The organism is Burkholderia sp. MSMB1072, from assembly GCF_001524725.1.
Lineage (GTDB): Bacteria > Pseudomonadota > Gammaproteobacteria > Burkholderiales > Burkholderiaceae > Burkholderia.
In genome coordinates, this window is sequence record NZ_LOYC01000023.1 from 18,171 (window position 1) to 42,053 (window position 23,883).

Sequence of the window (23,883 nt, forward strand, 5' to 3'; positions counted from 1 at the left end):
CCTCGGAGACCTCGATGGAACGAGACGAACTGATCGAACAGGCGAAGGCGGCGCGCGAGCGCGCGTATGCGCCGTATTCGCGCTTCCAGGTCGGCGCGGCGCTGCAGGCGCGCGACGGGACGGTTTTCCACGGCTGCAACGTCGAGAACGCGTCGTACGGACTGTGCAATTGCGCGGAACGCACGGCGCTGTTCGCGGCGATTGCCGCCGGTTATCGGCCGGGCGATTTCGCGCGGCTCGCGGTCGTCGGCGACACGGACGGACCGATCGCGCCGTGCGGCGCATGTCGTCAGGTGATCATCGAGATCGGCAAGCCCGATATCGAAGTGATTCTCGCCAACCTGAAAGGGGCCGTCGAGATCACGACGGCCCGCGCGTTGCTGCCGGGCGCGTTCACGCTGTAACGGCGCGCCGCATGCGTCGCCTCACGCGCCGTCGCGCGCGTCGCGGATCGGGATCACGGTGCGTGCGCCGCACTGGCGCAGCAGGTCGCGCAGCTCGTTGATGACCGGAAACACCTCGTGGTTCCAGTCGGCGCCCTGGCGATCGTGCGCTTCCTGTTCGCGTTCGACGATCCAGCGATCCTCGCGGAAGATGCGCTCGGTGAACCACACGAGCAGCGGCCATGCGAGATCGAGTGCGAACGGGATGCCGGGCTTGTGGATCGACAGCAGCCCGAACGTGCGGTTGGTGCGCTGCTCGGCGTCGAGCGGCACGTAGACGATCCACAGATCCATCACGAGCGTGCCTTCGCTCGAGCGAATCTGCAGCGTCTGGTACGGATAGCCGGTGCGCACCGTCATCACGCTCTTGTTGGCCTGGTCGCCTGGCTTCTTGCTCGAACCGAACACGAGCGCCTCGCCGACCGGCTGCTTGCCTTCCATCCGTGCGAACGTGTAGTCGACCTCGATCCAGTCGTCGCCGCGGCGGCGGCCCACCGAGCGCGCGCGCATCTGCCCCATCTGCTTGCGATGCAGGAACTGATGGTTCATGTCCATCAGGTTCTCGTGCATGAACGAGTAGTGGCACTTGACCTCGCGGCCGAAGCGGCGCGTCTTGTACGCGCGGTTGTCCGCGGATTCGAGCGCGGGGAACGGTCGTGCTTCGGCGAGCGTGGCGTCGCCCGGGAACACGAAGATCAGCCCGTGCGCTTCGCGGCACGGATACGCGCGCACGCCGTTGGGCAAGCGCTCGCGGCCGAGGTAGGGTACGTCGACGCAGCGGCCGCTGTCGCACGCGTAGGTCCAGCCGTGATAGCAGCAGCGCAGCGTCTCGCCGCTCACCACGCCCGCATGCAGCGGCACCTGGCGGTGCGCGCAACGATCTTCGAGCGCATACACGGCGCCCGATTCGGTGCGCACGAGCACGATCGGGTCGCCGGCGAAGCGCACGCCGAGCGTCTTGCCGCGCTTGAGCTCGCGCGACCACGCGAGCGGATACCAGTGATCCGGATGAATGGGCACGCGGCGCAGGTCGCGCACGACCGCGCCGGTGGACGGTTCTTCGAGGGTATTGCTGTCAGGCAAAGGCACTGCGCGCATGCGTGACGCCTCCTGGCTTGGCGGGTAGTCCGGACGCCGCATCATGCGGCGAGGATCAGGAGAAGTCTACGCGAAGTTGCCGGCCGCGGCGGACGCGATGCGGGTTTGCCCCGGCATCGCGTCCGCCGATTCGTTGATGCGGCGCAAAGAGGCCGCCGCCGGTGCGTGGCGTGGCGGCCCGCCGCGGCGGTGCGGCGGGCGGCATCCCGTCACGCAGCCGGGCGGGGGGCGCGAGCGGCTCACAAGCGGCTCACAAGCGCGCTTCGCGCCACAGCACCGCGTCGGCACGGTATAGCGCCGGGAAGCGCTGCTTCAGCCCGGCGACCTTCGGCAGGTCGTTGAACGCGATATACGGCGCATCCGGATGCAGTTCGAGGTAGTTCTGATGATAGGCCTCGGCCGGATAGAACCCCTTGTAGGCCTCGATGCGCGTGACCACGGGCGCCGGAAACACGTGCGCGGCGCCGAGCTGCGCGATGTACGCGGTCGCGACCGCGCGTTGCTGCGCGGTGGTCGGGAAGATCGCGGACCGGTACTGCGAGCCTTCGTCGGGGCCTTGCCGGTTCAGTTCGGTCGGATCGTGCGCGACGGAGAAAAACACCTGCAGCAGCCGGCCGTACGTGATCTGGGTCGGGTCGTAGACGATGCGCACCGATTCCGCGTGCCCCGTCAGCCCCGAGCCGACCAGCGCGTAGTGCGCGGTTTCGGACGCGCCGCCCGCGTAACCTGCGGTGACCTGCTTCACGCCCTTCACGTGCTCGAACACGCCCTGAACACCCCAGAAGCAGCCGCCGGCGAGCACGGCCGTCTCGTCGTGCGACGCGCCGGGCGTTTCGTCGAGCGTCGGCGCAGGCACGGTGCGCATCGGCTCGGCGGAATTGACGATGCGCTGGTAGCCGAACACGGCGGCCGCCGCGACGGCGATGGCGCCGATGCGGCGCAGCATGGCCGCGCGCCGCTGTGCGGCGGCATCGCGGATAGGGATCGGGTTCATCCTTTGCTCCTTCGAAATGCGTCGGGAAATGTGTCGAGAAAAGCGGCGCCCGGATGGCGGCGGCACCCGCGATCAACCGAAAGTGAATGCATAGGCATCGACACCCGGATCGAGGAACTCGATCGAGAACGTGCGATCGGCGATCGCGCCGGGCTGCCGGACGAGCTGGTACAGGCGCTGACCGGTGACGGTGCCGTAGCCCTGCGCGTCGACGTCGGCGCCATGCGCGGCGCCGGGCGCCGCGCCGTCGAGCGTCACGCGAAAGCGCACGGGCCGGCCGGTCGTGCCGGGGCCGAGCACGAGATGCAGATCGCGTGCATGGAAGCGGTAGACGATCCTGCCATCCGGCGCGGCGAGCGACGCGCGTTCGGCGCCGACGTTCCACGTGCCCGCGAGGCCCCAGCCGTTGAGATCCGGCCGGGCCGGCACGTCGTAGCGGTGCGCCGCGTCGCGTACGACGCCGCCCGGCGACGCGAAGCTTTCCGCGCGCGCATAGCCGACGTAGGTTTCGGGCGAACGGACGTCCGCGCTGTCGGCGGCCGCGAGCGCACCCTTCGCGGGCGCGCCGGCGAGCCCGAGCGGCACGTTCAGCGCGTCCGGATGGCCGGCTTCGGCGAGCAGCGACTGGATCGCGCGTTCCGATTGCGCGTATTCGCCTTCGCCGAAGTGGTGATGACGGATCCGCCCTTGCGCGTCGATGAAGTAGTGCGCGGGCCAGTATTCGTTGTTGAACGCGCGCCAGATCGAATAGCCGTTGTCGATCGCGACCGGGTAGTCGATGCCGAGGTCGTGCACCGCCTTCTTCACGTTGCCGATGTCGCGTTCGAACGCGAACTCCGGCGCGTGCACGCCGATCACGACGAGCCCGTACGGCGCGTACTTGCGCGCCCACGCGGTCGTGTACGGCAGCGTGCGCAGGCAGTTGATGCACGAATACGTCCAGAAGTCGACCAGCACGACCTTGCCGCGCAGCCCGGCCGCCGTCAGCGGCGGCGAGTTCAGCCACTGCACCGCGCCGTCGAGCGACGGCAGCGTGCCTTCGACCGGCAGCGCGGCTGCGGGGGCGCCGGCCGCACGCATCATCGCACCGTCGGTCATCGCACTGCCGCCTGCCTGCGCGCCGTCAGTCGCGGCGGCCATCATCGCGCCGCTCGTTGTGCCATCGGCGGTGCCGGTCGCGGCCGTTGTTGCCGGTACACCGTTCGAGCGTCCGCCGAGGCGGTCGACGAGCTTCGTTTCGAGCCCGCCCGTGGTGACGGTCGACAGTTGCGCGAGGGCGCCCGTGTCGAGGCCGAGCGCGATCGCGCCGACACCGGCCAGGAGCGCCACGCCGATCCCGCGCCGGATCCATTCGCCGGCGCCGAGCGAGCGCTTCATCGCGGCGAACACCTTGCCGCCGATCACGAGTGCGACGCCGAGCGACGTCGCCGCGCCGGCCGCATACGCGACGAGCAGCAGCGTCGTGCCGACGCTTGCGCCGCGCAGCGCGGCGCCGGTCAGCACGAGGCCGAGGATCGGGCCCGCGCACGGCGCCCACAGCAGGCCCGTCGCGACGCCGAGCAGCAGCGATGACGCCGGGCCGGCCGGGCGGCCGTCGCGTTGCGCGAACCCGGTGAGCCGGTTGCCGGCGGCGACGAGCGGGCGCGTCAGGTGTTCCGCGAAGCGCGGCATCAGCAGCGTCAGGCCGAACACCGCGAGCAGCACGATCGCGATCCAGCGGCCGGCCTGGTTGGCCTGCGCGACCCAGCCGCCGCCTACGGCGGCGAGCGTCGCGACGACGGCGAACGTGAGCGCCATGCCGGCGAGCAGCGGCAGGCCGGTGCGCACGAACGGCTGGTCGGCGCGCGCGAACACGAACGGCAGCACGGGCAGGATGCACGGGCTCAGGATCGTGAGCACACCGCCGAGATAGGCAAGGACGATGAGCAGCATGGTGCGTTCTCCGGTCGGACGGGAGTGGGGCCGGGTCAGGCGGCGGCCGGGTGGAAGGCGAGCGCGACGCCGTTCATGCAGTAGCGCAGGCCGGTCGGCGCCGGGCCGTCGTCGAACACGTGGCCGAGATGGCCGCCGCAGCGGCGGCAGTGCACTTCGGTGCGGACCATCCCGAACGACGCGTCGGTGTCGGTGCCGACCGCGTGGTCGAGCGGTTTCCAGAAGCTCGGCCAGCCCGTATGACTGTCGAACTTGGTGGCCGACGAGAACAGCGCGAGGTCGCAGCCGGCGCACGCGAACGTGCCGTGCCGGTGCTCGTCGTTCAGCGGGCTGCTGAACGGCCGTTCGGTGCCGGCTTCGCGCAGGACCGTGTATTGGGCGGGCGTGAGCCGGCGATGCCATTCGGCGTCGCTGTGCGCGATCTCGAAAGGAGCGGCTTTGGGCGAGCCGGCCGGCGGCGCGGCGAACGCGCGGCCGACCAGCGCGCGGCGGCCGGCGGACGACAGCGCCGCGAGCGCGGCGAGGCCGGTGGCGCCGGCGAACAGCAGGTGTCTGCGGGTGGGCATGATGGGCTCCTGGAAGCAGGTCCTGAAAACATGCGCCCATCGTAGGCGGCGGCCGGTGTCGAAGTCCTCACGGAAAGTTAAATGAATCGTGATGATTTACCCGGCGTTTCGGTCAGGGCAGCTGAAATCTTCTCGAGCCATGTCCGGAAAGGGTTTGCGGGAAATTGATGGCCCGGCGACTTCCTCGAAAATCCTGCACGAACCGCAACTTTTTAGTGTCTTTTTAATGTTCGCGGTGTGGGTAAGCCCTGCTCAGGATACGCGGGCCGATCGGGCACGATATCGATGGAGAACGATCATGGATGCATTGACGGTTCGGCAAATCGAAGCCGCGAAGGCGACCGGAAAGCGGTATTTCCTGTCGGATGGGCGGTGGGCCGGCGGCCGAGACGGCACGCACGCCGCGTTGCGTGGCCGGTGCCGGGGCCTGTCCGCCCGAGGACTGCGGTGGTCCCGCCGGTTACGCGGAGTTGGGACGCACGCTGGCCGGCCGGATGACCGACGAAAAGCGCGACCTGCTTGACTGGCTCGGCGAACCATTCGACTCGGACGCGTTTCGGCTGAGCGAGGTGAATGTGCGGCCCGCGGTGATTTGACAAGAAAACGTCGTCCAACCCGAGACCTTCAGCCGGCGAGATACTCCGAAACGTACGTTGGAAGAACGATACCCGTCGTATTCATCGCGTGCCCGGTACAAGATCGAGGATTTCATCGATGCCGAGGCATCGGTCCTCGACCTCCAGCGTCCTGCCATGCGCCAGGATGTCGATGGCGACAGCCCGCATCGCCATGTATGCGCTCCGAAGCATGTGGTTCGCGTAGATCACTACGTTGAACCCGGCCTCCTGAAGCTCCTCGAATCGGAGATGGGCATAACTCGTCGGCACGCAGATCAAAGGCACGTCCGCATGGCGCCGACGGAACTGCCGCGCGAAGTCGAGCACCTCCTGGCCGTCCTTCTTGCGGCTGTGAATCATGATCCCGTCCGCACCCGCCTCGACATAGGCGAAGCAGCGGCCGATCGCCTCGTCGATGCCCTTGTCCAGGATCAGGCTTTCGCAGCGAGCGATGATCATCAGGTCGCGGCCAATCCGGCTCGCGCAGCCGACGCGAATCTTCTCGGAGAAGTCCTCGACGTCGTCCTGAGTCTGGGGCACCGCGTTGCCGAACAACGAGTTCTTCTTGAGTCCGCACTTGTCCTCGATGACGACGGCCGATATGCCGGCGCGTTCGAGCATTTTCACGTGAATTGCGAAATGTTCCGGTTTCCCGCCGGTGTCGCCGTCGAAAATCATCGGCAGCGCGCACACGTCGAATATCTCCCGAATACCTTGAAGGCGATTGCTAGGCGACAGGATCTCGATGTCCGGCAAGCCTTTATGCGTCGAATCGGTCAGCGAACTCGACCAGATCGCGTCATAACCGACACACTGGCCCGAAGCCAGTTCGAGCCGGGCGCGCTCTGCCAGCAACGCGGAGATCGGACTATGGGCTTCGAGGACGCGAACGCATCGCTTGATCGCGAGCAACTCCCTCAGCGTCGTCCTGCGAACGTCGGTATCAGACATGTGCTCCCCTTTGTTCTCGATCAGCGACATCACGATGGAAAGAAACCGGCGCGGCTTGTCAGGATCGCGTCATGTCGAGCGGCACGACATATCGGTCGAAATCCGCCGGCGCAACGAACCCCAGCGCATTCGCGACCTCACGCAGCGATTTCCCTTCGCGGTGGGCCGTCTTCGCAACGATCGCTGCATTGTCGTAGCCGATGTGACGATTGAGCGCGGTGACCAGCATCAGGTTCTTTTCGAGGTTCTCGTCGATTTGCTGCAGATTCGGTTCGATGCCGACCGCGCAATGCACGTTGAACGCGCGACACGCGTCGGCGAGCAGCGTGATGCTTTCCAGTACGTTGTGGACCATCACCGGCTTGTACACGTTGAGCTGAAAATTCCCCTGACTCCCGGCGAATGCGACAGTCGCGTCGTTGCCGAATACCTGCGTGCACACCATCGTGAGCGCTTCGCATTGCGTCGGATTGACTTTCCCGGGCATGATCGACGAGCCGGGCTCATTCTCGGGAATGTGGATCTCGCCGATCCCGCAGCGCGGTCCGCTTGCCAGCCAGCGAACGTCGTTGGCGATCTTCAGCAGCGCCATCGCGAGCGTCCGGATCGCCGCGGACGTGCTGACGAGCGCGTCGTGCGCGGACAGCGCAAAGAACTTGTTGGCCGACGACCGGAACGGATGTCCCGTGAGTTCCCCAATGATGGCCGCGCACGTGTCACCGAACTGCGGATGCGCGTTCAGCCCCGTGCCCACGGCCGTACCGCCGATCGCGAGATCGTACAAGCCGGTCAGGTTGGTTCGGATCGAGGCGAGCGAATAGTCGATCTGCTTCACCCAGCCGCCGATCTCCTGCCCGAGCGTGATCGGCGTAGCGTCCTGCAAGTGGGTGCGACCCACCTTCACGACGTCGAAAAACCGTTCGGATTTCTCCAGCAACGTATCGCGCAGCGCCATTACGCTCGGAAACAGCGTGTCGAACAGTTCCGTGACGACCGCGATATACATCGCAGTCGGAAACGTGTCGTTCGACGACTGGCCGCGATTGACGTGATCGTTCGGATGAATCGGTGTCTTGCTGCCGAGCACCCCACCTTTCATCTCGATTGCGCGGTTGGAGATGACCTCGTTGACGTTCATGTTCGACTGCGTTCCGGAGCCCGTTTGAAATACCACGAGCGGAAAATGTTCGTCGAGCGCCCCCGAGATCACTTCATCCGCCGCCTCCGAGATCGGGGTGGCGATCGCCTCCGGCAACTCGCCGAGCTTGAGGTTCGCCACCGCCGCAGCCTTCTTCAGGATGCCCATTGCGCGGATGATCGACCGCCCCCACTTGAAGCGTGATTGGCCGATCGGGAAGTTGATGATGGAACGCTCGGTTTGTGCACCCCAGTATTTGTCCGACGGGACCTGGATGGGACCCATCGAATCCGATTCGATACGCATGCTCGTTAACCTCGATTCAGTAGCTCGCCGTGGCGAGAGTTGGACTCATTCATTTGGCGAAGCGGAATTCGAATGCATTCGCCGGCCGGCGCTGTCGGTTTTCAGCGTCGGCCTCGTGGATCGCGGCAGCGTGCGACCCGCTCGACTCGCTTCCAAGGGCCGTTACGCACGGAGTACCGATGCCATTTTTCCAAGGTGCTCGCAGGCCCGGATCACATACTCGTCGGACAGCATGCCGATGCGCCGATAGTTGATCTTCTGGTTCGATGCTTCCGCATAGAGCGTCAGCGCGTCGGCCGCGTGCCTGAAATGTCGCGCTTCGACGCTTCCGCAATGCACGCTCAGAAACGACGCGATGCGGTTGACCTCGGTCGCCGTGATCGAGAGGGACTCGCGGATCCACTTCTTCCACATCGGTGTCATCAGGTTGTATTCGCCCGTATTGAACAGCTCGGTCATCGCCATCATCTCGATCGCCTCGATCAGGTCCGGAGCGAGCGGACGCTTCTGTCCGACCCATGCGGAGAATTCCTTCGTGACGGGATCGAGAAACCGGTCCTGCAGACGCCAGTTGTCGGAGCCGCAAATGGCGGTTGCCATCCGGTGATACAGCTTCGAGTGATGGGGATGTCCATGCAGTTCACCCAGGCCGATATCCTCGACGATGATCTCGCCACAGTGTCGCGCGGCTGTCAGCATCTTCACTTTGTTCCGCTCGGCCTCGAGCGATTCGGATTCCTGCAGGAGTCGCACGATGATGCTCGATACGGCATGGGCTGCGCCGTCGGGGTTGCGCCATCCGCAAAAGAAGGTACAGAGCGAGTCGGCGGACCATTTTCCCGACGTGATTCCTTCATAGGTTTTTCGGTATTCTCGCAACCTGTCGCTATTGTTTTGAAAGCCGGTCAGCAGCGCGTCAACGAGTTGCCTGTCCTCCACATCGATCAGTGCATCGTTGACGTAGTCGATGAATGCGGGCGTCGAATGTTCCATGTCTTCCTCCTCGATGGATGAGCGTGTCGATCGTGACGAGACTTGCCCGGCGGCGCGGCGCCCCCATGCCAGCGCTACTCGGAAAACCAGTCGCGCCGTGTGCAGGCGTCGACCGTCGGGTTCAGTCAACGTCGAGCTCCGCAACGAACCGGCCGACGCGCATCAGGCCTTCGACCAGTTCCTCGTGCTCGATTGCATAAGAGATCCGGATGCAGTTGGGATCGCCACAGCCAGCGCCCGGAACGACCGCCACGTGCGCTTCCGTCAGCAGCAACTCGGCGAGATGGTCGACATCGCGGATCCGCTGCCCGCGGTAATGGCGGCCCAGCTTTTCCGAAACATCGACGAACAGATAGAACGCGCCTTCGGGCGGGGCATAGGTGATTCCCGCGATTCGGTCCAGAAACGTGCGTGCCGTGGTCAGTTGCCGTTCGAGGAATCGGTTGATTTCCGCAACGAATGCGTCGGAACCCGACGTGATCGTGCTGAGCGCCGCGTACTGCGACAGGCTGCTCGGGTTCGACGTCGTATGCCCCTGCAGGTTGTGCATGGCGGATATCACGTGCGCCGGCGCACACGCATAGCCGACGCGCCAGCCAGTCACGGCCTGGCTTTTCGAAAACGAGTCGACGAGGATCGTCTGTCGCCTGAGCGGCTCGAAAAGCGACAGAATGTTGTGATGCTCATGGGGAGGCCTGACGAGATGCCGGTAGCACTCGTCGAACACCACCCAGATTTGACGGTCGAACGCGAGCTGCGCTATTTCAAGCAACTGCTCGCGTTGATAGACGGTTCCCGTCGGGTTGTTGGGCGTGTTGATCACGATCATTCGGGTTCTGTCCGTCAGCGCGCTTTCGACCGCACGCCGGGCCAGTCGGTACTGATCGGCCTGCGTGTCGACGCAGACGGCCGTCGCACCGGCGAGCCGGATCTGGGTCGGAAAGGTCTCCCAATAGGGTGTCGGAACGATCACTTCGTCACCGGGGTTCAGCAAAACCATCGATGCATTGAAGAGCGCCTGCTTCGCCCCAGCCGTGACGGCGATCTCGTCTGCGGTGAACGGGATCCCGCATCGCCGGCCCACGCTTTCCGCCAGCTTTTCACGGAGCTGGGGCAATCCGATCGGGGGCGTATAGCGATTGCGCCGGCTTTGCACGGCATCGATCGCACCCGCCTTCATTGGCGGGCATGCATCGAAAGAAAGTTCTCCGGCGGCGAAATTGATCACCTTGATGCCACGGTCCTTCAATGCGTTTGCTTTGCTGCGCATGCTTGACGTTCCCGGCGCGGTAATGCTTCGCGCACGGTCCGACAACGGCAACTCGATTTTCGGGATGTCGCGTGTATTCATGTCGTTGTATGCGAAAACCAATGAAATCACGAGCCACGGCAAGGCGCAGCCGGCCATCGCCGCGCCTTGTGATCAGTTATGCGAACGGAAGCCGGCGGGTTCGGTATCCCGCCCGGCCTTTCACTGCGTCAGACGAGCGCTTGCGCGCACTCGCGCATGACGGCCGCCTTGCGACGCAGGTAGGTCTGGAACAGCATCGTCGCGGCCGATTCGTCGATCGTTACCTGCATTGCGTCGGCGAACGCGCTGACCGCCTGTACGGCGTGCCCGAAGTGGTTGCTCTCGGTCCCGCCGGTATGGACGGTGACCCACGCGACGACGTGGCGCACGCGATCGGCGGGAATGCCGACGTGCGTTTGGAACCAGGATTTGTAGAGGTCGTGGATGAATTCGACTTCGCCGTGCGTGTAGACCTCGTGAATCAGTGTGGTGAGCAGCCCGAGGAGGAGATCCCGTTCCTTCAGCCGCTGGCGATCCGTCCAGTCCTTGAATGCCTGCGCAGACGGCAGGCAAGCGGACTTCAGCAGCCATGTGTCGTCACCGCACGCAGCCGTCGCCATCGTATAGAAGAGATCGGCATGGAGCACGCCGCCCAGCGCACCGAGATCCTCGTCGGTGATGCGTTGCAGGCTGGCGCATACGTCGTGAAGCTGGTTCGACGCCGCCGAACCGGCTTCGGAGCGCGCGAGTAGCGTGATCCGGTTTGCAAGGCCGGATACGCTCGCCGCGGAATTGTTGGTCTTCGACCAACTGGCGAAAAAGGTGCGAAGCGCCGGCGCCGCATAGCCGCGCTCCGTCAACCGGCGGAATGCATCTTCGATGTCCCGAAGCGAGTCCTCTTCGGCCGAGAAGGCCGCAACGAGCGCATCCTTCAGGACTCCGCCTTTCATCTCGTGAAGCACCGGCGCGACGATATCGAGCAACCCCGCTTGCGACTGAAACGTTTCCATCCTTTTCTCTCCGGTTCTAGATGTGATTTGAAGCGAACTACCGAGTCAGCCGCACTTCAGATGAGCGCGGTCTGCTTGCGCTGGCGGGAGGCATCCCGCGCCAGAAGAAAAACACGAGTGCGCCTGCGAGCGCCTGTGCACCGACGACGAATGCGACGCAGCCCACCCAGCCCCAGCGATTCCATGCGGGAACGGGCAGGACCGAGCCGAGGCTTCCGCCAAAGTAGTAGAAGGACAGGTAAATGCCGATCGCCGTCGATCGTGCACTCCGTGCCGCTCGCGAGATGAACGCATTGGCCGACGCCTGCTCGACGAACACCGCGGTGGAACTGAGCGCGAGACCGGTCAGGATCGCGCTGACACTGCTCGACAGCGTCAGCAGTGCACCGACGATCGCGAGCCCGGTCGCCGCGAGGGCGAGATCGCGCGGGCCGCGTTGAGCCGCGACGCGGCCCGCGAGCGGCGTGACGACGACCGCGACGAGAAATACCGCATAGATCGCGCCGATCTCGACCGTATTGAAGCCAAATGGCGCGCTGGCCAGTCGCAGTCCGACGAAGGTGAACGTCGCGACCTGCGATGCGAGCACGCATGCTCCGACCAGAAACGACGCGAGCAGCGGGCCACGCGTCAAGAGCGTCCAGCGAGACGTCGACGCACCTTCGTCGTCCGGACGCGCGGCGCCGGATGCCGGCAGGCACGCGTGGATCGCGAGGCCCGTTGCGAGACACAGGAACGCGACGAAATCGAGCGCGTGACGCCAGCCGAACGCGGACGTCAGGGTATTGGTCACGAAGCGTCCGGCGAATCCGCCGAGCGTCGTGCCGGCGACGAAGAGCGCACTGACTTCCGTCGCCGCGTCGTGACTGAAGATCTCGCCGATGCAGGCGATCGAGATCGCGAAGATGAACGGCATCAGCATGCCCGCGGCAAAGCGGGCAGCGAGGAACGATGAAAAGCTCGTCGCGTGCGCGGACCAGAGAACGGGGAGCGCACATGCCACGGCGGCGCACGAAATGACCGTTCGGCGATCGAAGCGGGCGGCCAGAGCACCGACGAACGGAGCGATAATGGCAACCGCCAAGGTGGTGGCGCTGATGCCCTGACCCGCCTGTTCGGCGCTCACGTGGAATGCCGCAGCGAGTTCGTGCAGGATGCCCTGGGTCGAATAAAGATTGAGAAAAGCCGCAAATCCGCACAGGAAAAATGCGAATCGAATGGTTCTGTTGCCCACTGGTGACGCCCTATCTGGTTTGTGTGACAGTCTGACGAGTGGGCGACACGCGCGCCAATACTGTTTTCGTGGCCATTGATACCGAAAAGACAAGAATGCTCGACCTACGCCGCCTCCGCTATTTCGTGACCGTCGCCGACGAATTGCACTTCGGACGCGCGGCGTTGCGTTTGCGTGTCGCCCAGCCGCCTTTGACGCGCCATATCGCCGCGCTTGAAACTGATCTGGGTATCCGGCTGTTCGAACGATCGACACGCGCGGTCCAGCTCACGCCGGCAGGCGCGCTGTTTCTCGAACACGCAAGGAGCGTCATTCATGCAGTCGACGAGGCGGAGGCAACGGCGCGCAAGATGGCGCAAGGGATGGTCGGTCGCGTCGTGATCGGTTATGCGAGTTCCATTCCGATGTCCGACGCGTTTTCGGACATCATCCGCAAGGTGAGCCGAAGCATGCCGGAAGTCGAGTTGGCGTTTCGGGAAGTATCGACCGCGAGTCAACGCCAGCAGATCGCCGTCGGCACGATGGACGTCGGATTCGGCTGGTCGGCGGCAAAGACGTCCGGGGAGCGTATCCGGTCCCTCGTCCTATCGCGGGAGCCGCTCGTCGCCGCGGTCCCCGCGCAGAGTCGATACGCGGGTAAGGCGACGATCGCGTTCCGTGAACTCGTCAAGGAGAATTTCGTCACGTTCCCGGCGGGTTACGGTTCCGCGCTGAATGCGGCGCTCGAGGATCTGTGCGCCCAGGAGGGCGTTGCGCCGCAGATAGGGCCTACCGCATCGCAGATGACGACGCTGGTGTCGCTGGTGGCAGCGGAGCGCGGCGTCGCCATCGTGCCCGGCTTCACGTCGACGCTACAACGCTCGGGCGTCGCCTACGTGCCGCTGGCGACGCCGCATGTTCTCGAGTTGGTCGTCACATGGTCCGAACCGTTTTCGTCGACCTGCGTCGGGCAGTTCATCGAGTTCGCGAGGTCGGCCGCGGCTGGCTAGGCGCGGCTGGCTAGGCGCGGCCGGCTAGGCGCGGCCGGCTAGGCTTCCACGCCCTTCTGCACGTACCACGACAACGGCAGTGTCAACAGCAGGACCGAGGCCAGCGCGAGCAGCGCGATCGGGACGCCCGCGATGTCGCCGAGACGGCCGAAAAGCACCGGCGACAGCGCGCCGCCGCCGATCGTGCCCGTATAGAACAACGCGAACGCCTGCTCGCGCTTGCCGACACCGGCCAGTTCCGGCACGACACCGTAGAGCACGGACGATGTTCCGTTCAGCGCCAGTCCAAGCAGCGGCAGCATCGCCATCATGGCGAAGAGCGGCGAGAACACAGCGAGCGCGATCAGCAGCGACGTGGCCGACTCCGTGAGCCACACCGTCTTCATCATCCCGATGCGCGCCCCCAGATAGCCGCAGAACAGCTTGCCGAACGCACCGCCCACGAACAGCAACGTGAGCGCAAGACCGATACCGGCAGTGCCAGCTCCCTTGCTTTTGAGCAGGAACGGCAGAAACGTCAGAAAGCCCATCCGTACGGCACTGTCGAGGGTGCCGGTCGCGAGCAGCGCATGCAAGCCGCCAGACGAACCGCTGCCGGAGGCCGCTTTCGGCGTCTTGTCGCGTGCCGTGCGCGACGAGTCGCGCGACGGAATCAGCCACCACAGCAGGCCCGCCGAAACCACGCCCAGCAGGCCGATCAGCGTGGCGCCGGTGCGCCACGTCACGGCCGTCAACAGAAGGCCGATCAGGCCTGGTATCAGCGTCTTGCCGATGTCTCCGGAGAAGTTGTATTGGGCCAGCGCCTCCTTCACGCCGCCGCCTGCCTCGTAGGAATCGGTGACCATCGACGATGCCAGAGGATGCTGCGTGCTGGCGCCCAAGCCGCCCAGCGCCAGCGCGATCAGCAGTACCGTCAGCCCACCGGCCTGACCGGCGATGAGATAGGCAACGCCCGCGAGGGCGGTCCCGGCCACCAGCATGCGCTCGCGCCCACATCGCCGCGCTGCCTGGCTCGCAAGCAACTGAAAACTCGCCATCACGCCGGAATAGAGCCCGCGTAACAAGCCGATCTGAGCGTAATTGAGTGCGAACTGGGCCTGCCAGATCGGAAGCAGCACGTAAATGACGTCGGTCAGCCCGTCGTGGACGGCGTGCGCGCCGCAGGCGGCGATCAGCGAGCGACGACGGGACGGATCGGGGACATGCAGTGCCTCACGAGAGACTGCGCTTTTCAAATCGCTCATTTTGTTGATTATGTGCCGGATGTTGGTCGCGGTTCGCCATCATTCCTGGAGACCAAGCGGCGGAGTAGCGAGCTCGTTGGGGTGGAAGTATCGCGAATTTGCCGCAGGCGATCGGCAATTCAGATACGCCGATCCGTGCTTCCGGCTATCGACGATATCGATGTGCTCGCCGATTGCGGGCAGTGCCGGGCTACGCGTAGGACGCGTCGATGATAAACCAGAACGTTCCTCGGTCGGCCTCGTGTGATTGACCGGCGAGGCCGAGCCGTCGATCCGCTTCCACGAAGCGGAGGGAATGGCCCACGACAGGCCTGGCGACGACACCCCATGCCGTTCGCGTCGGCACCGCGCCGCTGCCCCGACCCTCGCGTCATCCGGCCTCGTCCGAGAGCGACACGGGCGCAGCATGCTGACCGTCGCGCTCTGCCGTCGCCTCCTGGCTCCGGCGGAAACCGGTATCGGCCCCGAGCGCATGAAGGATCGATCGGCCTTTCTTCGTCAGATATGCGCGCCGACGGCCGGGGGCGCCATGTTCGAGCATGACGAGTTGTCGTTCGAGCAACGCATCGAGTTCGGCGCGATTCATGTCGAGCTGATCCGGCGCCTCGCACACCAGCATCAGCGTCGCGAATTCGTGCGGGCTCAGCATGGCCGCCTCCCGTCGCGCACGGAGCCGCCGCCGGCAGGCGTGGCGAAGAAAAATGAAATATGGTGCAGCGCGCGTCCGCGGGTGGCGACGCGACGGCGCGGCAGCTTCGGTCGGCCGATCACGGCGGGTGGGTCGATGCGACGCAACGCGAACGGCTTGCGCGCGGCGCGTACTCGAGCACCGATCGGCGCGAAGCGACCGTTGCCGTTGCGCGCGACTCGCAGGCCGGCCGACAGACCCGCGACGACGCGTCGTGGCCGGCGGCCGACTTCCGTCAGCCGATCGGAGGTAAGGAAAGGATCGTTCATGATTCGCTCCCGGTTGGACCTCGCACGGAGGACGAACCGGACCACGCGCTCCAGTTCGTCGATCCGCGAGAGGCCTCGCTGACAAACAAATCGAAACACGCAGCGCGTAAGCCGCGGCTGCTTGAGCGATACCAAAATAGGACGGCAAGCGCGGATTTCAAGCGCCGTTTTTGCGATGATTCGCGCGGCCCGTCGAGGCCGCACCGGCGCGCGTCGCGCGGCATCGCGAGACGCGCGACGGTCGGACGAACGTGGTTCTGGTCTGAAACATTTTGTTACACATGCGCTTTCTTCCCCCTCTTGAAGCGCGCTTCACGCGCCACTATTTCGCTTTTCGCCAATCGACGGCACGCCGGCGCATCGCGGCCTTTGCGCGTGCAGGCGCTGGCGGATTCCCTTTTCCAGGTGATCTCATCGCTCAGGAGATGAAAATGCAGATTCGTCCCCTCTACGACCGGGTTATCGTCAAGCGAATCGAACAGCAACGGACGACGGCCTCCGGCATCGTGATTCCCGATTCGGCCGCAGAACGGCCCGAGCAGGGTGAAGTGATTGCAGTCGGCAGCGGCCGGCTGCTCCAGGACGGCTCGCAGCGCCCGCTGCAGCTCCAGGTCGGCGACCAGGTTCTCTTCGGCAAATATGCAGGCCAGACCGTGAAGGTGAACGGCGAGGAACTGCTCGTGATGCGCGAAGAGGACGTCATGGGCGTACTCGAACCCGAATCGCCGGCTGCCAGGAAAGCGGCCTGAATACCGATTCGACCGCGTCGCACGGGTAGGAGCCCGATGCGCGCGGCATCTCGTTCAACGACTGTATCCGGAGCAAGAAAATGACCGTAAAAGACGTGAAATTCCGCGATGGCGCCCGCCAGCAGATCGTCAAGGGCGTGAACGTGCTGGCCGACGCGGTGAAGGTGACGCTCGGCCCGAAGGGCCGCAACGTCGTGATCGAGCGTGGCTTCGGCGCGCCGGTGATCACGAAGGACGGCGTGTCGGTCGCGAAGGAAATCGAGCTGAAGGACCGCTTCGAGAACATGGGCGCGCAGATCGTCAAGCAGGTCGCGTCCAAGACGGCAGACGTGGCCGGCGACGGGACGACCACCGCCACCGTGCTCGCGCAGGCGATCGTGCAGGAAGGCATGAAGCACGTCGCGGCCGGCATGAACCCGATGGATCTGAAGCGCGGCATCGACAAGGCCGTCGGCGCGGTGCTCGATGAGCTGCGCAAGCTGTCCCGACCGATTTCGACCCACAAGGAAATCGCTCAGGTCGGCGCGATTTCCGCGAACTCGGACGATGCGATCGGCAAGATCATCGCCGATGCGATGGAGAAAGTGGGCAAGGACGGCGTGATCACCGTCGAGGACGGCAAGTCGCTGGAGAACGAACTCGACGTGGTCGAAGGCATGCAGTTCGATCGCGGTTACGTGAGCCCGTATTTCATCAACGATCCCGCGAAGCAGGCGGCCTATCTCGACGATGCGCTGATTCTGCTGCACGACAAGAAGATTTCCAGTATCCGCGACCTGCTGCCGATCCTCGAAGCGGTGTCCAAGACCGGCAAGCCGCTGCTGATCGTCGCCGAGGATGTCGAGGCCGAAGCGCTCGCGACACTCGTCGTGAATTCGATGCGCGGCATCCTGAAGGTCGCCGCCGTCAAGGCGCCGGGTTTCGGCGACCGGCGCAAGGCGATGCTGGAGGATCTCGCGATCCTGACCGGCGCGACGGTCATCTCGGAGGAAACCGGCAAGCAGCTCGACAAGGCCACGCTCGAGGATCTTGGCAGCGCGAAGCGTGTCGAGGTGCGCAAGGACGACACGATTATCATCGACGGCGCGGGCGATGCGGCGCGCATCGATGCGCGCGTGAAGTCGATTCGCGTGCAGATCGACGAAGCGACGAGCGACTACGATCGCGAGAAGCTGCAGGAGCGTGTCGCGAAGCTCGCGGGCGGCGTGGCGGTGATCAAGGTCGGCGCGGTCACCGAGGTCGAAATGAAGGAGAAGAAGGATCGCGTCGACGATGCGCTGCATGCGACGCGCGCCGCGGTCGAGGAGGGCATCGTGCCGGGCGGCGGCGTCGCGCTGCTGCGTGCGCGCGCGGCGCTGTCGGACATCCGGGGCGCGAATGCGGACCAGGACGCCGGCATCCGGATCGTGCTGCGCGCGCTGGAGGCGCCGCTGCGCATCATCGCGGCCAATGCGGGCGACGAGCCGTCGGTCGTGGTTTCGAAGGTGCTCGAAGGCACCGGGAACTTCGGCTACAACGCGGCGACCGGCGAGTACGGCGATTTGGTGGACGCGGGCGTGGTCGACCCGACCAAGGTCACGCGTACCGCGCTGCAGAACGCCGCGTCGATCGCGAGCCTCGTGCTGACGACCGATGCGACCGTCGCGCAAGCGCCGAAAGAGGACGGCGCCGAGCCGGCTCCCGCGCCCGAACTCGGCTACTGACCTGCATCGCAGGCTCGCCTGCGATCGTCGAACAGCCGCTGGCCGGAGCGGCTTTTCCCGGCGCGCGCGACAGCGGGGGCGCGCCGCCGCCTTTTCATGCTTGCGAGACCGACCATGAAGCTCGAACTTTCGATCGATTCCAGGCCGCTGCACGTCGAACTCGACGACGTCATCGCCGGCCTGCTCGCTGCGCGGCTCGGCCTGCCGCCGGAGGGCGATCATCGCGGCGCGATCGGCCGTTACCTCGGCGATGCGGCGGGGCCGTGGACGCTGGATGACGACCATATGCGCAAGCGCGTGATGCGCCGCCTGATTCTCGACATCGCCGATCCGACGCTGGTCATCCAGTACCTGATGGCCGACCAGACCGACCAGACCGACCAGAGCGGGCCCGGCGAAGCAGGCGAGTGACGCGCGCCGAACGCGCGTCCGCCCGTCCGGCGACGTATTCGGCGTGCCTCCTGTCGCTGCGCCGGCGCGTCGGAATCGCCGTCGCGCGCGGGGAACCGCGACTCAGGCGCCGTCCGGCTTGCCCGGCTTGCGGCCCTGGGGAGCCGGCGGACCCGCGCCCAGCTCGGCACCCGTCACCGGGTCGCTGTTCGGATCGGAGGCGAGTCGCTGCGCCATCGCCTCGATGGCGTCCGCTTGCTGCGCGTCGAGCATGCCTTCCGCAATACCGCTGCCGCCGTCGACCGCAGGTTCGGCGGGGCGGATTTCGAGTTCGCCCCCGTGGTTCCATGGCCCGACCAGCGGTGCCGCGTCCGGCTGCATCCGGAAATACACGTGATCGTACGGCGCCTTCGGCGGCAGCTTGCCCGGCGGGAAGTTCGCGGTGATCGCATACAGCGCTTTCTCGAACGACATCTGGTGCGACACCTCGCGCGTCATCAGGAAGCCGAGCGCGTCGCGGATATCCGGATCGTCGGTCACGTTGATGAGCCGCTCGTAGATGATCTTCGCGCGTGCTTCGGCCGCGATGTTCGAGCGCAGGTCCGCCGTCGGTTCGCCGATCGTGTCGATGTACGCGGCCGACCACGGCACGCCGCCCGAATTGGTCAACGGCGCGCCAGCGCCGTACAGCACCTGCGTCACGTGGCTGTCGTTGCCCGCGCCGTGCAGCTTGCGGTACAGCTCGGCCTGTTCGTCGACCGCTTCGGCCAGCTCGCCCTTGGCGCCGCGATTCAGCATCGCGGCCATCGAGCCTATTACTTCGAGGTGGCTCAACTCCTCGGTGGCGATGTCGAGCAGCATGTCCTTGCGGCCGGGATCTTCTTCGGTGATCGCCTGCGTGAAATAGCGCATCGCGGCGGCAAGCTCGCCCTGCGGGCCGCCGAACTGCTCGAGCAGCAGGTTGGCGAGTCCCGGATTCGGCGCGCCCACGCGCACCGTGTACTGAAGCCGTGTGTTGTGGATGAACATGGCATCTCCATTGAAAGGTTGCGCGACATTCGCCTGGCCGAATCAGCACGAATCGATCCCGTGGGCGGCCGACGATTCCGGGCATGTGCGATGGCGGCCGATGCGGGCCGCGACAGGGGCGGCTTCTCGTGGGCGCTGGTGCGGTTCGTCGTGCGGCACGCGTGCATCGTGCCAACGGGCGCGAGTCGGCGCAGACATGAACCGGCGCCGGGCGACGAAGCAGCGATCGTGCGATCGGCTCGCGACGGGCAGCGTCTGGCGGGCGACGCTGCCCGCCGTCGATGCAAGGCGCCGCATGCGAATACGGCAGAGACGGCGGCGACCGAGCGCGCGTCGCGTGACCCGCGGTCGGCGGCGCCGGATTTTCAAGCGGTTGTCATTTCGGCTGCATAGGCCGTGTCACGCCGGCATGAATGCGGCGCGATGCGGCATGCCGACGATGCGCGGGACCGGCCGCGTCGCCGATGCGCGATGCCGGTTTCGCACGGGAGTACAGAAGGCGACGCTCGACGGGAGCGACGTGGCGCCGCATTGTCGGTGAGCCTGACGACGACAGGCGCGCGGGCCGAGCGGCGCTAGCGGACATGCCGCGTCATCGCGCTTTCAGCATTTCGTCGGCGAGCCGATACGCGCTGACCGCACGCTTCGATTCGTAGTCGGCGATCGTGGACACGTTGCGACCGGCGTCACGCGACAATAAACCCTGCAGCGCGGCGGCGGCGAAGAAATCGCGAAGATCCGGGGTGGCGGCTTTCGGCTCGGGTGGAACGGGCTCGACGAGCGGATCCGGCTTCCAGAAAACGGGCGACAGCGGCGACGCTTTCGATAGAGCGGCTGTCTGCTTGATGCTCACATTCTGGGACAACGGTGTCATGTCTTCCCCTTCGATCAGGTATCAGTTGGTGAAGTAGTGAAATATCCCCGATTGAATGAGCGAGCATCGTGTCGTTTTTTTTGAGCGGTACTAATGATTGATCGACGCGAATATTCGCCGGTAATACGGAATCCGTCAAAGAAAATAAATTGGCTCCACCTGGTGTGTCGGAGGAGCAGGATTCGTTCCCGCTAGGCGCAGGGACGAAGCGGCGTTTTTTGCGAACCGGAGTCGATGGTATGTCGGCATGGATGACGTTCCGGTGACGCGCCGCGAGACCTCGTTGATCCTGACTTTTTCACGTCGACGGCGGTCGATATGGTGCGATTTATCCCGGCACGAACACGCCCATCGCCGCGATCGCCATCGCGAGCGTCGCGGTCCATCCTCCCCACGCAAGCGGGCCTCTGACGGCAAACTTGCCCATGACCCGTTTGCTTCCCGCCATCAGCATCATCACGACCATGATCGGAACGGCGCTCACCCCATTGATGACGGCGCTCCAGTAAAGCGCGCGGATCGGGTCGAAATGCATGAACGTGAACGCGATTCCACCGACGATCGCCAATGCGATCACCGCATAGAATTCGGGCGCGACGCCCAACTGCAGTGCGAGACTGTTGCGCCAGCGAAACGTGCCGGCGGCCGCATAGGCGGCCGATCCCGCAAGCACCGGCAGCGCCAGCAGGCCGGTGCCGACGATGCCGAGCGCGAACAGCACGTACGCGAAGTGACCGGCAAGCGGCTCGAGCGCCCGCGCGGCGTCCGCCGACGTTTTGACGTCGATGCGATGCGCGTTGAGCGTGGCTGCTGCCGTCAGCACGATGAAGAATGCAATCACGTTCGATACGCCCATGCCGAACCACGTGTCGAAGCTGATCCGGCGCAACTGCGCGGGCGCCTGGCCCGGCATGCGCCGCAGCGGCCGCTGGTTCGGCACGGCGTGCAATTCCTCGACTTCCTGGGACGCCTGCCAGAAAAACAGGTACGGGCTGATGGTCGTGCCGAGCACGGCGACGACCGTGGTCAGATAGGCGGCGGTCAGTTGCGCGTGCGGCATCGCGATCGCGCGAGCAACCTCCGCCCAGTCGACTGGCACGATGAGGGCGACCGCGACATAGGCCAGCAGCGTCAGCGCCGTCCATTTGAGCAATCGCGCGTAGCGGTCGTACGGGACGAACACCTGCAGCACGACCGACATGCCGCCGAGGCACACGATGTAGAGCTGTTGCGGGCCGGGCAGCAACAAATTGACTGCCGCGCCCATGGCCGACAAGTCGGCCGCGATGTTGATCACGTTGGCCGCGATCAGCAGCACGACCGTCGCGTACAGCAGCCATCGCGGATAGTGCGTGCGCATGTTGGACGCGAGCCCCTTGCCCGTCACGCGGCCGATGCGCGCGCTGACCAGCTGGATGGCCGTCATCAGCGGGTACGTCAACAGCAGTGCCCACAGCAGTTCGAAGCCGAATTGCGCGCCCGCTTGCGAGTACGTGCCAATGCCGGAAGGATCGTCGTCAGCGGCGCCGGTGACCAGACCGGGGCCTAGGCGGCGGACCCACGTGACGGCGTTCGGGTCCGGTTCCGTCGGCTCGGGCTGAAGCAAATCGTTGTCGTTCATGATGGCGCGCCTCCCGAGGAGTGCAGCAGGCGCAATCGCCGTGCCCGCTCGATGGGTATCTCGCGCCGGCAGCGCAGGCGGGCATCACGGTCCGTTCAGCGTCGCCGTGTTGCCCGCGTCGACCTTGATTGCCTGTCCCTTCGACACCAGTCGGCCGCCGGCCATGCTTCCGCCGCCGAGGCGCAACTTCAGGAGCGCCGGTTCGTTTGCATCGAGTCCCGACAGATAATCCAGACCGTGCAGTCCGGCGCGATCATGGAACGGGATGAACAGGAAGAGCAGAACTCCGACGTGGGGACCGGGCACTGGGTGCGGATGTCGAGCCGCCGGGCAGAGAACGGATAGTCGTCGATATCGATTGCACCCGCATCGAATCGCTTTTGGATGGAGAGCGGCGTGACGGCGTAGCGGAGTTAGACGTGATCGGCCCACAGCGTGTTGTCGAGCGACGCCGGATCTTCGGGGGTGTACGCAACGATCGTGAGGCCGTTCCGGTCCCGGTGCTGGATTTCGTATCGGCTGACATCTATCGACTTGCAGCCGGCACACGCGATTGCCGCAGGCGGCGCGAAACAGATCAAACGCATCCGGTCATGCATGTCGTCTTCCCGCGCCTCGCGGTTTCGGTTCGCCTGCAATACGACGGTGCGCGACGTGGCGTTACGTCCGGCTACCCGCACCGTCGGCGGCCGAGCCCGTTGCGTGCATCGCCTGGTCAAGAAGGGCATGCGCGGCTTGCCACGCGCGCGCGGCCGCCGCGGAGTCGTTGAACGCCCGCGCTTCGACCGTGGCGCCGTCCAGCAGCATCATGAAGACGGTCGCCAGCCGGTTTGCGGTTTCGGCCGGCACGAGCGCTTCGATCAGTTCGGCGATCCATTCGACCATTTTGCGACGATAGCGGATCGCGACATCCGAGATCGGTGCATAAGCGGTGCCGAATTCGGCCAGCGCACGCTCGAACAGGCAGCCGGCAAATTCAGGTGTCCTGAACCATGCTGCGTACCAGTCGAAGATGGTCTTGACGCGCTCGACCGGATCGACGACGTGCTGCAACTGAGCGTCGATGCTGCCGACGATCAGGTCATAGCGCTGGACCAGCACTTCGCGGATCAGCTCGTCCTTGCTCGCGAAATGCCGGTACAGCGTCATTCGGGCGACACCGGAATCGTCGATGATCCAGTCGACGCCCACCGGGTGGAATCCGTGCCTGGAGAACAGTTCGGTCGCTTTGTCTACCACCAGCTGGCGTTTGTTGGCTCGCACGAACGGCTTCCTCCTCGATATTTCAACGGCGTAGACCGATTATTCTAGCATCATGCCGGTGCATGAAATCGGCCTCCCGGCTCTGTTTGACGGCAGTTCGGCCCCGCCAGTCTTCGCTTGTCGAGCCGGTTATCGAGTCGTCTTGACTATTGGATAGACCGATATGTATCATTTGAAGCCAGTAAGCAGCGATCGATATTGCGTGGATTAAAGAGACAGAACGGGGCAGGTTCCTGCGTGCCGTTTTCCGCCGTATCAGCCGCTGCAACGATGTTTCAAGACGAAAAGAGAACCTGAGAGAACCTTGGTACGCGGCCCGCGGACGATGTTCGCCGCACCCCGCACCGGCCGGGGCATGCTCGCGGGCGAGCGCGCGAAGTAATACGGCGCCAATGAAACGTGAGGAAAATACCCATGTATCGCCGTTTACTCGCACCGGGGCTGCTGTTGCTGTTGGCCGCGTGCGCGCAGGATCCGTCGGTTACCGCCGG

The 23,883-nt window shown here is 65.1% G+C and carries 25 protein-coding genes and 1 pseudogene; 7 read left to right on the plus strand and 19 right to left on the minus strand.

The window, feature by feature from the left end:
- The first annotated feature begins 14 nt into the window (after positions 1-14).
- Positions 15-404, plus strand: a complete 390-nt coding sequence (locus WS89_RS12140) for a cytidine deaminase (RefSeq protein ID WP_059791183.1) — start codon at positions 15-17, stop codon at positions 402-404.
- A gap of 21 nt (positions 405-425) precedes the next feature.
- Here the strand turns inward: WS89_RS12140 and WS89_RS12145 are convergent, their stop codons facing one another.
- The 4 genes from WS89_RS12145 to msrB all read right to left on the minus strand — a co-directional run bounded on the left by WS89_RS12145 (position 426) and on the right by msrB (position 5,033).
- The gene (locus WS89_RS12145) at positions 426-1,541 is read right to left on the minus strand and encodes an aromatic ring-hydroxylating oxygenase subunit alpha (RefSeq protein ID WP_059791185.1); all 1,116 of its coding nucleotides are present in this window, start codon (positions 1,539-1,541) and stop codon (positions 426-428) included.
- 250 nt (positions 1,542-1,791) lie between these two features.
- Positions 1,792-2,535 carry a peptide-methionine (S)-S-oxide reductase MsrA gene (gene msrA, locus WS89_RS12150; protein WP_059791187.1) on the minus strand — a complete coding sequence of 248 codons (744 nt, stop codon included), beginning with the start codon at positions 2,533-2,535 and terminating at the stop codon, positions 1,792-1,794.
- A 72-nt stretch (positions 2,536-2,607) separates the two neighbouring features.
- On the minus strand, positions 2,608-4,467 hold the full coding sequence (locus tag WS89_RS12155; RefSeq protein ID WP_059791189.1) for a cytochrome c biogenesis protein DipZ: 1,860 nt from the start codon (positions 4,465-4,467) through the stop codon (positions 2,608-2,610).
- Positions 4,468-4,502: 35 nt separating this feature from the next.
- Positions 4,503-5,033: a peptide-methionine (R)-S-oxide reductase MsrB gene (gene msrB / locus WS89_RS12160; protein WP_059791192.1), complete on the minus strand. Its 531-nt coding sequence runs from the start codon at positions 5,031-5,033 to the stop codon at positions 4,503-4,505.
- 365 nt (positions 5,034-5,398) lie between these two features.
- On the opposite strand from msrB, the gene WS89_RS32280 reads away from it, so the two are divergent.
- A complete protein-coding gene (locus tag WS89_RS32280) occupies positions 5,399-5,629 on the plus strand; it encodes an IS1096 element passenger TnpR family protein (protein ID WP_082741854.1) in 231 nt (76 codons plus the stop codon).
- Between the two features lie 81 nt (positions 5,630-5,710).
- Here WS89_RS32280 and aepX read toward each other — a convergent pair whose 3' ends face one another.
- The 6 genes from aepX to WS89_RS12190 form a co-directional block, all read right to left on the minus strand.
- Positions 5,711-6,601, minus strand: coding sequence for a phosphoenolpyruvate mutase (aepX, locus tag WS89_RS12165; RefSeq protein WP_059791214.1), 891 nt, complete (start codon positions 6,599-6,601; stop codon positions 5,711-5,713).
- 58 nt (positions 6,602-6,659) lie between these two features.
- Positions 6,660-8,045, minus strand: coding sequence for a class II fumarate hydratase (fumC, locus tag WS89_RS12170; protein ID WP_059791194.1), 1,386 nt, complete (start codon positions 8,043-8,045; stop codon positions 6,660-6,662).
- A gap of 162 nt (positions 8,046-8,207) precedes the next feature.
- Entirely contained in the window at positions 8,208-9,038 is an 831-nt protein-coding gene (locus WS89_RS12175) for a hypothetical protein (RefSeq protein ID WP_059791196.1), read from the minus strand.
- Between the two features lie 121 nt (positions 9,039-9,159).
- Positions 9,160-10,446 (minus strand): pyridoxal phosphate-dependent aminotransferase, encoded by a 1,287-nt coding sequence (locus WS89_RS12180; protein WP_257128160.1) that lies wholly within the window; start codon positions 10,444-10,446, stop codon positions 9,160-9,162.
- A 71-nt stretch (positions 10,447-10,517) separates the two neighbouring features.
- Complete coding sequence (locus tag WS89_RS12185) at positions 10,518-11,339, minus strand: hypothetical protein (protein WP_059791197.1); 822 nt, start codon at positions 11,337-11,339, stop codon at positions 10,518-10,520.
- Between the two features lie 37 nt (positions 11,340-11,376).
- A complete protein-coding gene (locus WS89_RS12190) occupies positions 11,377-12,573 on the minus strand; it encodes an MFS transporter (protein WP_059791199.1) in 1,197 nt (398 codons plus the stop codon).
- A gap of 95 nt (positions 12,574-12,668) precedes the next feature.
- Between WS89_RS12190 and WS89_RS12195 the strand changes: the two genes are divergently transcribed.
- Positions 12,669-13,562, plus strand: coding sequence for a LysR substrate-binding domain-containing protein (locus WS89_RS12195; protein ID WP_059500101.1), 894 nt, complete (start codon positions 12,669-12,671; stop codon positions 13,560-13,562).
- Between the two features lie 38 nt (positions 13,563-13,600).
- Here the strand turns inward: WS89_RS12195 and WS89_RS12200 are convergent, their stop codons facing one another.
- From WS89_RS12200 to WS89_RS12210, 3 genes are all read right to left on the minus strand, one after another.
- Positions 13,601-14,806 (minus strand): MFS transporter, encoded by a 1,206-nt coding sequence (locus tag WS89_RS12200; RefSeq protein ID WP_059791201.1) that lies wholly within the window; start codon positions 14,804-14,806, stop codon positions 13,601-13,603.
- A gap of 370 nt (positions 14,807-15,176) precedes the next feature.
- A complete protein-coding gene (locus WS89_RS12205) occupies positions 15,177-15,455 on the minus strand; it encodes a hypothetical protein (RefSeq protein WP_059791204.1) in 279 nt (92 codons plus the stop codon).
- Positions 15,449-15,898, minus strand: coding sequence for a hypothetical protein (locus WS89_RS12210; RefSeq protein WP_257128162.1), 450 nt, complete (start codon positions 15,896-15,898; stop codon positions 15,449-15,451). Before WS89_RS12210 ends, WS89_RS12205 begins: the two co-directional genes overlap by 7 nt.
- 296 nt (positions 15,899-16,194) lie before the next feature.
- Here WS89_RS12210 and WS89_RS12215 point away from each other — a divergent pair, with 296 nt between their 5' ends.
- The 3 genes from WS89_RS12215 to WS89_RS12225 all read left to right on the plus strand — a co-directional run bounded on the left by WS89_RS12215 (position 16,195) and on the right by WS89_RS12225 (position 18,626).
- Positions 16,195-16,512, plus strand: a complete 318-nt coding sequence (locus WS89_RS12215; protein ID WP_006482399.1) for a co-chaperone GroES — start codon at positions 16,195-16,197, stop codon at positions 16,510-16,512.
- An 80-nt stretch (positions 16,513-16,592) separates the two neighbouring features.
- Positions 16,593-18,215, plus strand: a complete 1,623-nt coding sequence (groL, locus tag WS89_RS12220; protein ID WP_059791208.1) for a chaperonin GroEL — start codon at positions 16,593-16,595, stop codon at positions 18,213-18,215.
- A gap of 114 nt (positions 18,216-18,329) precedes the next feature.
- Positions 18,330-18,626, plus strand: coding sequence for a hypothetical protein (locus WS89_RS12225; protein ID WP_059500097.1), 297 nt, complete (start codon positions 18,330-18,332; stop codon positions 18,624-18,626).
- A 102-nt stretch (positions 18,627-18,728) separates the two neighbouring features.
- On the opposite strand, the gene WS89_RS12230 is transcribed toward WS89_RS12225, so the two are convergent.
- The 6 genes from WS89_RS12230 to WS89_RS12255 form a co-directional block, all read right to left on the minus strand.
- Positions 18,729-19,634 (minus strand): manganese catalase family protein, encoded by a 906-nt coding sequence (locus WS89_RS12230; protein ID WP_059791209.1) that lies wholly within the window; start codon positions 19,632-19,634, stop codon positions 18,729-18,731.
- Positions 19,635-20,226: 592 nt separating this feature from the next.
- Positions 20,227-20,508, minus strand: coding sequence for a hypothetical protein (locus WS89_RS12240; RefSeq protein ID WP_059500094.1), 282 nt, complete (start codon positions 20,506-20,508; stop codon positions 20,227-20,229).
- Positions 20,509-20,836: 328 nt separating this feature from the next.
- Complete coding sequence (locus WS89_RS12245; protein ID WP_059791212.1) at positions 20,837-22,129, minus strand: NRAMP family divalent metal transporter; 1,293 nt, start codon at positions 22,127-22,129, stop codon at positions 20,837-20,839.
- 84 nt (positions 22,130-22,213) lie between these two features.
- On the minus strand, positions 22,214-22,435 hold the full coding sequence (locus tag WS89_RS34620) for a hypothetical protein (protein WP_257127210.1): 222 nt from the start codon (positions 22,433-22,435) through the stop codon (positions 22,214-22,216).
- A 107-nt stretch (positions 22,436-22,542) separates the two neighbouring features.
- Entirely contained in the window at positions 22,543-22,728 is a 186-nt protein-coding gene (locus WS89_RS34625; RefSeq protein WP_257128163.1) for a hypothetical protein, read from the minus strand.
- Between the two features lie 61 nt (positions 22,729-22,789).
- Complete coding sequence (locus WS89_RS12255; RefSeq protein ID WP_059500092.1) at positions 22,790-23,392, minus strand: TetR/AcrR family transcriptional regulator; 603 nt, start codon at positions 23,390-23,392, stop codon at positions 22,790-22,792.
- A gap of 414 nt (positions 23,393-23,806) precedes the next feature.
- Here WS89_RS12255 and WS89_RS33755 point away from each other — a divergent pair.
- Positions 23,807-23,883 (plus strand): annotated as a pseudogene (locus tag WS89_RS33755) (sel1 repeat family protein); the annotation flags it as partial.

Bases quoted from the DNA above. Each gene is read 5' to 3' on its own strand.
- WS89_RS12140 (WP_059791183.1), top strand. From the start codon at position 15: ATGGAACGAGACGAACTGATCGAACAGGCGAAGGCGGCGCGCGAGCGC.
- msrA (WP_059791187.1), bottom strand. From the start codon at position 2,535: ATGAACCCGATCCCTATCCGCGATGCCGCCGCACAGCGGCGCGCGGCC.
- WS89_RS12145 (WP_059791185.1), bottom strand. From the start codon at position 1,541: ATGCGCGCAGTGCCTTTGCCTGACAGCAATACCCTCGAAGAACCGTCC.
- msrB (WP_059791192.1), bottom strand. From the start codon at position 5,033: ATGCCCACCCGCAGACACCTGCTGTTCGCCGGCGCCACCGGCCTCGCC.
- WS89_RS12195 (WP_059500101.1), top strand. From the start codon at position 12,669: ATGCTCGACCTACGCCGCCTCCGCTATTTCGTGACCGTCGCCGACGAA.
- WS89_RS32280 (WP_082741854.1), top strand. From the start codon at position 5,399: ATGGGCGGTGGGCCGGCGGCCGAGACGGCACGCACGCCGCGTTGCGTG.
- WS89_RS12215 (WP_006482399.1), top strand. From the start codon at position 16,195: ATGCAGATTCGTCCCCTCTACGACCGGGTTATCGTCAAGCGAATCGAA.
- WS89_RS12155 (WP_059791189.1), bottom strand. From the start codon at position 4,467: ATGCTGCTCATCGTCCTTGCCTATCTCGGCGGTGTGCTCACGATCCTG.
- WS89_RS12225 (WP_059500097.1), top strand. From the start codon at position 18,330: ATGAAGCTCGAACTTTCGATCGATTCCAGGCCGCTGCACGTCGAACTC.
- WS89_RS12245 (WP_059791212.1), bottom strand. From the start codon at position 22,129: ATGAACGACAACGATTTGCTTCAGCCCGAGCCGACGGAACCGGACCCG.
- WS89_RS12205 (WP_059791204.1), bottom strand. From the start codon at position 15,455: ATGCTGAGCCCGCACGAATTCGCGACGCTGATGCTGGTGTGCGAGGCG.
- WS89_RS12240 (WP_059500094.1), bottom strand. From the start codon at position 20,508: ATGACACCGTTGTCCCAGAATGTGAGCATCAAGCAGACAGCCGCTCTA.
- WS89_RS34625 (WP_257128163.1), bottom strand. From the start codon at position 22,728: ATGCATGACCGGATGCGTTTGATCTGTTTCGCGCCGCCTGCGGCAATC.
- WS89_RS12180 (WP_257128160.1), bottom strand. From the start codon at position 10,446: ATGGCCGGCTGCGCCTTGCCGTGGCTCGTGATTTCATTGGTTTTCGCA.
- groL (WP_059791208.1), top strand. From the start codon at position 16,593: ATGACCGTAAAAGACGTGAAATTCCGCGATGGCGCCCGCCAGCAGATC.
- WS89_RS12175 (WP_059791196.1), bottom strand. From the start codon at position 9,038: ATGGAACATTCGACGCCCGCATTCATCGACTACGTCAACGATGCACTG.
- aepX (WP_059791214.1), bottom strand. From the start codon at position 6,601: ATGTCTGATACCGACGTTCGCAGGACGACGCTGAGGGAGTTGCTCGCG.
- fumC (WP_059791194.1), bottom strand. From the start codon at position 8,045: ATGCGTATCGAATCGGATTCGATGGGTCCCATCCAGGTCCCGTCGGAC.
- WS89_RS12230 (WP_059791209.1), bottom strand. From the start codon at position 19,634: ATGTTCATCCACAACACACGGCTTCAGTACACGGTGCGCGTGGGCGCG.
- WS89_RS12200 (WP_059791201.1), bottom strand. From the start codon at position 14,806: ATGAGCGATTTGAAAAGCGCAGTCTCTCGTGAGGCACTGCATGTCCCC.
- WS89_RS12185 (WP_059791197.1), bottom strand. From the start codon at position 11,339: ATGGAAACGTTTCAGTCGCAAGCGGGGTTGCTCGATATCGTCGCGCCG.